This is a genomic window from Flavobacterium seoulense (assembly GCF_000695795.1).
Classification (GTDB): Bacteria; Bacteroidota; Bacteroidia; order Flavobacteriales; family Flavobacteriaceae; genus Flavobacterium; species Flavobacterium seoulense.
Genome location: NZ_JNCA01000019.1, coordinates 56,647 through 62,646, shown reverse-complemented (window position 1 = coordinate 62,646; position 6,000 = coordinate 56,647). Strand labels below are relative to the sequence as shown.

At 34.9% G+C, this 6,000-nt stretch carries 5 protein-coding genes; 2 read left to right on the top strand and 3 right to left on the bottom strand.

Annotation, left to right across the window (positions count from 1 at the left end; all coding sequences use genetic code 11):
* Window positions 1-83: 83 nt before the first annotated feature.
* The gene (locus FEM21_RS10690) at window positions 84-1,421 is read left to right on the top strand and encodes an MATE family efflux transporter (protein WP_035660303.1); all 1,338 of its coding nucleotides are present in this window, start codon (window positions 84-86) and stop codon (window positions 1,419-1,421) included.
* 188 nt (window positions 1,422-1,609) lie between these two features.
* On the opposite strand, the gene FEM21_RS10685 is transcribed toward FEM21_RS10690, so the two are convergent.
* Window positions 1,610-2,332, bottom strand: a complete 723-nt coding sequence (locus FEM21_RS10685; protein ID WP_035660300.1) for a YebC/PmpR family DNA-binding transcriptional regulator — start codon at window positions 2,330-2,332, stop codon at window positions 1,610-1,612.
* Window positions 2,333-2,387: 55 nt separating this feature from the next.
* The gene (gene gcvT, locus FEM21_RS10680; RefSeq protein WP_035660299.1) at window positions 2,388-3,470 is read right to left on the bottom strand and encodes a glycine cleavage system aminomethyltransferase GcvT; all 1,083 of its coding nucleotides are present in this window, start codon (window positions 3,468-3,470) and stop codon (window positions 2,388-2,390) included.
* 176 nt (window positions 3,471-3,646) lie between these two features.
* Between gcvT and FEM21_RS10675 the strand changes: the two genes are divergently transcribed.
* A complete protein-coding gene (locus tag FEM21_RS10675) occupies window positions 3,647-4,492 on the top strand; it encodes an NAD(P)H-hydrate dehydratase (protein ID WP_035660298.1) in 846 nt (281 codons plus the stop codon).
* Window positions 4,493-4,867: 375 nt separating this feature from the next.
* On the opposite strand, the gene FEM21_RS10670 is transcribed toward FEM21_RS10675, so the two are convergent.
* On the bottom strand, window positions 4,868-5,755 hold the full coding sequence (locus tag FEM21_RS10670) for a putative phage abortive infection protein (protein WP_160171314.1): 888 nt from the start codon (window positions 5,753-5,755) through the stop codon (window positions 4,868-4,870).
* Window positions 5,756-6,000: the final 245 nt, after the last annotated feature.

Sequence of the window (6,000 nt, the reverse complement as noted above, 5' to 3'; positions counted from 1 at the left end):
TCGCCTTTCTTTTGAAAACCCTATCTCAACGAGATAGGGTTTTTTGTTTATATGTATTTTTGTTACCAATATAATTAGTATAAATGGATAAGCAACGACTTTTAGATATGACCAGTGGACCTATAGTTCCACAAATTATTCATTTTACGCTACCATTAATCATCGGCAACTTTTTTGTGCTGACTTATAATGCAGCTGATTCTATTATTGTAGGACGTTTTATAGGTGCTGGAGCATTGGCTGCTTTGGGAGCTGCTGGTCCGGTAATGAATGTACTTCTTTTTTTGATAATTGGAATTTGTTTGGGAATGTCTGTTTTGATGGGACATTATTTTGGTGAACAAAATTATGAGAAACTTAAACGTGTAATTTCAACTTCATTAATTTCTGGAGGGATTTTTACTTTTTTATTGATACTATTGGGGGTCTTTTTTTCAAGACATATACTCCAGTTTTTAAGTACACCGAAAGAAATTTTAGATGACGCTACTTCTTATCTACAAATTATCTTTATAGGCCTTGTTTTTACTTTCATTTATAATATTTATGCAGCGACCTTACGAAGTATGGGAAATTCTAAAGCTTCCCTTTATTTTTTGATTGCTTCAGCGGTGCTTAATGTTATTTTAGATCTCTATTTTGTTACAGTTTTGAAAATGGGAGTGGTAGGATCAGCATGGGGAACTGTAATTGCCGAGGCAATAGCAGCTTTGTTTTGTGTTTTATATGTTCGTTTCTATATTCCTATTTTGAGTTTTTCCAGAGCTGAATTTGTATTTGATTATGATTTGTTTCGAACAATTGTCAGCTATAGTTCAGTTGCGGCTATGCAGCAAATTACCTTACATTTAGGTAAGTTTTTGATTCAGGGAGCGGTTAATCCATTAGGAGTTGTTGCTATAGCTGCCTTTAATGCCGTAAGTAAAATAGATGATTTTGTGATGATAGTGCAACAAAATATTGCTCATGGTACTACTGGTTTTATAGCACAGAATAACGGAAAACGAAATTTTGAACGTATTAGAAAAGGCTTCATAGCTGGATTGAAAATAGAAGTTGTATATACTTTATTGGCTTCATTAATTATATTCTTTTTTTCGCGTCAATTGATAGCCTTGTTTATGGGTGAAGGTGGACTGGAAGTTATTGATAAGTCAAAGGAGTATCTAAAAATAATGGTTTTACTTTATTTATTACCCGGAATTACCAATGTGATTCAAGGCTATTTCAGAGGATTAGGGAAGATGAAAATCACTTTAAATTCGACTTTTGCCCAAATGTTAGGCAGAGTGATAGCAGCTTATATTCTGGCTACTTATTTTGGTATCGAAGGAATTGCGCTGGCTTGTTTAGTGGGTTGGATTTGTATGTTAACTTATGAATCTCCGTTGTTTTATAGAACCTGGAAACAAATCAGATAAGTCAAGATTGCTGTTTGCGTTAGGGATGGAAGCGGCATCCTTTGTGAGTACGAAAATATTCTTAATATAATATAACGTTCCCGAACAAAAGATATAGCGTACAGCCCGTCCGCCGCGGCGGAAACGCCCATAAAAAAAGAGTTTAACTAAATGCTAAACTCTCTTTTTGAAATTATTTTGTTGAAGAATTATGCTTCTTCGCTTTCTTCCATAGTGTGATATACGTTCATCACGTCATCATCTTCCTCTATTTTTTCGATTAATTTCTCAACATCTGCAATTTGATCTGCATTTAGTTTTTTAGTGATTTGAGGAATTCTTTCGAAACCAGAAGAAAGAATTTCGATTCCGCGGTTTTCCAATTCTTTTTGGATTGTTCCAAAGCTGTTAAAAGGAGCGTAGATTAAGATTCCGTCTTCGTCTTCAAAAACTTCTTCAGCACCAAAATCAATAAATTCTAATTCCAGTTCTTCAGCATCAAGACCATCTTTAGGAATACGGAAGTTGCAGGTGTGGTCAAACATGAATTCTACCGAACCCTGCGTTCCCATTGTTCCGTTGCATTTGTTAAAATAACTACGAATATTAGCCACAGTTCTGTTATTGTTGTCAGAAGCCGTTTCAATCAGGATAGCGATTCCGTGAGGCGCGTAGCCTTCGAATAAAATTTCCTTATAATTGGCAGTATCTTTGTTTGTTGCATTTTTAATGGCGCGTTCCACGTTGTCTTTAGGCATATTGGCTGCCTTAGCATTCTGGATTACGGCTCTTAATCTTGAGTTGGCTTCTGGATTTGGTCCGCCTTCTTTTACAGCCATTACAATGTCCTTACCAATTCTGGTAAATGTTTTGGCCATTGCAGCCCAACGTTTCATTTTTCTTCCTTTTCTAAATTCGAATGCTCTTCCCATTTCTGATTATTTTTTAACGATGCAAAAATATAAATATTTTGTTTTTTTCTAAGTATTAGTTTTTATAAAATGGCATTTTTACCACTTTGGCCGGAACATCTTTTTTTCTGATTCGAATGAAGATTTCGCTGTCAATTGCACTATTGTCAACAGTTACATAACCCATTCCGATTCCTTTATTTAGTGAAGGTGCCATGGTTCCCGAAGTTACAATTCCGATATTATTTCCGTTAGCGTCAACAATTTCGTAATCGTGTCTTGGTACGGCGCGTTCCTGCATTTCGAAACCAATTAGTTTTTTAGTTACTCCGGCTTCTTTTTGTTTCTTTAAATTATCCGAATTGGTAAATTCTTTGTTGAATTTTGTAATCCAGCCTAATCCCGCTTCTATTGGCGAAGTCGTATCATTGATATCGTTTCCGTAAAGACAGAATCCCATTTCCAAACGTAAAGTATCACGAGCCGCTAAACCAATTGGCTGAATACCAAAAGCAGCTCCGGTTTCGAAAACCTTGTTCCAAATTTGTTCTACCTGATCATTTTTGCAATAAATTTCGAAACCTCCAGCACCAGTATATCCTGTAGCCGAAATAATAACGTGCTCGATTCCTGCAAAAGTACCGATTTCAAAATGGTAGTATTTTATCGAAGATAAATCTGTTGAAGTCAATGATTGCAAAGCTTCAACCGCTTTTGGTCCCTGAATTGCCAATAAAGAATAGTCGTCAGAAAGGTTTTTCATTTCGACACCTAAATCATTGTGAGCCGAAATCCATTCCCAGTCTTTGTCAATATTGGAAGCATTAACCACTAATAAATACTGCTCGTCTTTGATTTTGTAAACCAATAAATCATCTACAATTCCGCCTTCATTATTAGGCAAACAAGAATATTGCACTCTTCCGTCAGTTAAGGTAGCAGCATCATTTGAAGTTACTTTTTGAATCAACGCTAAAGCATTTGGTCCCGAAAGTAAAAACTCTCCCATGTGCGACACATCAAAAACGCCAACAGCGGTACGAACAGTCTCGTGTTCAGCGTTTATTCCTTCATAAGTTATCGGCATATTGTATCCTGCAAACGGTAGCATTTTTGCTCCCAAAGCTTCGTGGATGTGCGTTAGCGCAGTATTTTTCATTATGATTTTGTGTAAATTTTGATGGCGCTAATTTATTGCTTTTATTTTGAGTAACAAAGGTGTGTGAGCCAAAGTTTATTACCAATGCTAATGATAAATTAACCGAAAATTATTTTAAAAACGGATTATTTGCTCAAATAGAATTAAATTAGAGGAAACTATTAAAAGCAGTATTTATGATAACTTCTGTTTCAATTGATAAGAACGAAATTTTAAAGTTTTATAAGCCGATAGCTGTAGATACGCACAAAGGAATTCAGGGACATGCGTTGCTAATAGGCGGAAGCTATGGCAAAATAGGAGCAGTATGTTTATCATCGAAAGCGGCTCTGAAAACGGGTTGCGGATTAGTAACTGTTTTTATTCCTAAATGTGGTTATGAAATTCTTCAAATTGCTATTCCCGAGGTTATGGTTTTGACCGATGCGAAGAAACGATGTATTTCAAATATTAGTTTTGATTTTCAGCCCAACGCTATCGGAATTGGTCCCGGAATAGGACAGCACGAACTAACTCAAAAAGCTTTTTTGAAATTTCTAAAAACCAATACGACACCATTAGTTATTGATGCCGATGCATTGAATATTTTATCTCAAAATAAAGCCTGGTTTCTGCTTTTACAATCAGGAAGTATTCTAACGCCGCATCCCAAAGAATTAGAACGATTGATAGGAAAATGGACTTCTGAAGAAGAGAAATTCGAAAAAACGATTTCTTTTTCATTGCAATACAATGTAATTATAGTGATGAAAGGCGCTCCAACACATATTATCGATGGAGAAACCATTTATAAAAATACAACTGGAAATCCCGCCTTAGCCACTGCCGGAAGCGGTGATGTGTTGACAGGTATTATCACTAGTTTATTAGCCCAAGGTCATGAACCAATTCAAGCCGCAATTTTAGGAGTGTATCTTCACGGATTAACGGCTGATATTGCTGTGTCTAAAACCGGAATTCAATCGTTCATCGCTTCGGATATAATTGATCATCTTGGAGAAGCTTTTTTGAGTTTGGAATGAAATAGCTGAAAACTAATAAAGTTTAATCTAAATTCTGTTGTTCGAAATCAGGAGACTTCTCCACACAGAGGCTTTTACCGCAAACTTGTCATCCTGACGAAGGAAGGATCTCATCAAGGAACTCGACTAAGTCTTTCCTCTTTGTGGGCACGGAAAACATTTCCGCGCTATCGGGGTGAAGCTTTTTTGAGTTTGGAATGAAAATGGTACACAGATTAAGCGGATTTTGACTGATTAATGCTTTTACAAAAAAGAATAACCGAATTAAGCTTATTTATATAGTTCTTAGGTTGCTTAAAGAGCCGCGTTAAAAACGCTATGCTTTGTTGTATGATTGAAATTAGGTACTCGTTGCAAACGAGCACCAGAGGGTGGTTATTCCTCATATTCATACAGAAAATCATAAATTAACTTAGGATTAATTTCGCGCTCTTCATCGATGAAGCCTTCTGGCAAATTTTTGATTAGTTTGTAGTCTCGAATCAAATTTTTATTATCCCAATCTTTGCCTACCGATGACAAAGAATTAAAATATAGAATTGCTTGTTCATGATTTGTTAGTTGTGATCTGAGAATTTTCAATAGTTCTCTCTTCTTTTCTTGGGAATAATTTGAATTATGGACAAAATTTACAGTATGATATAGGTGCCTAAAATAATGTCCAAGCCTAGATTGATGCCCCTCAAAAGGCGTATATCCGAAACTTTTTTTATATTCCTCCTTTGAGGAATTCATTTTAGAAATTAGATTATCTATAAGTTTTTCATCAACATCTTTTAAATATTTTTGTAGAACGCGCGATGAGTTTGGACCAGTTCCAAAAAAGAAACTTAAGTATGTAATGTTGAGTATAGTTCTTTTATTTTCAAGAGAATTAAAATATAAATTATGAGCTTTTGCAACCTCTTTTACGATCGTTAAAAGCTTTCTAAATTCTCGAGTATACATGACAAAAACTTTCAGGCTTCTATGTTGTTTAATTTCCATTTTGTCTACATTCTCTCTATGAAATTTTACCAGTTCTAGAAAGTTGTTTTCAAAATTATTGCGTGCTTGATCCCGTAAAGTGATGATTAATAAAAATATACTGAATAACGTGAATATTGATCCTACATACCCACCAATGAAACTTCCGAATTGATTTGCATTCTCTGAATTAATTGATTTCCCATCAAATGCATTACACATTAAAAATGCATGGATGAATATCAAACCGATAATTAATATGAAATATTCTAACTTATGGTCTTTAAATTTCAACATAGTTCTTACGATTTCGGCTAATTTATTTATGTGTGTGATAAAATTAAACAAAGCCACCCTACATTGGGTAGACATGTGTGACAAACGGTAGCGTTTATTTCGCTAATATATAAATAAATCTTACAAATCCAGCTATGGCTTTATTGTTTATGTATTATTTCTCTTAGGGTTTTGAGTTGGATTTCCAGTTTCTATTAACAAGAACTCTCGTTTATATAAGGCTTCTCGATACAATTTTTAATAGT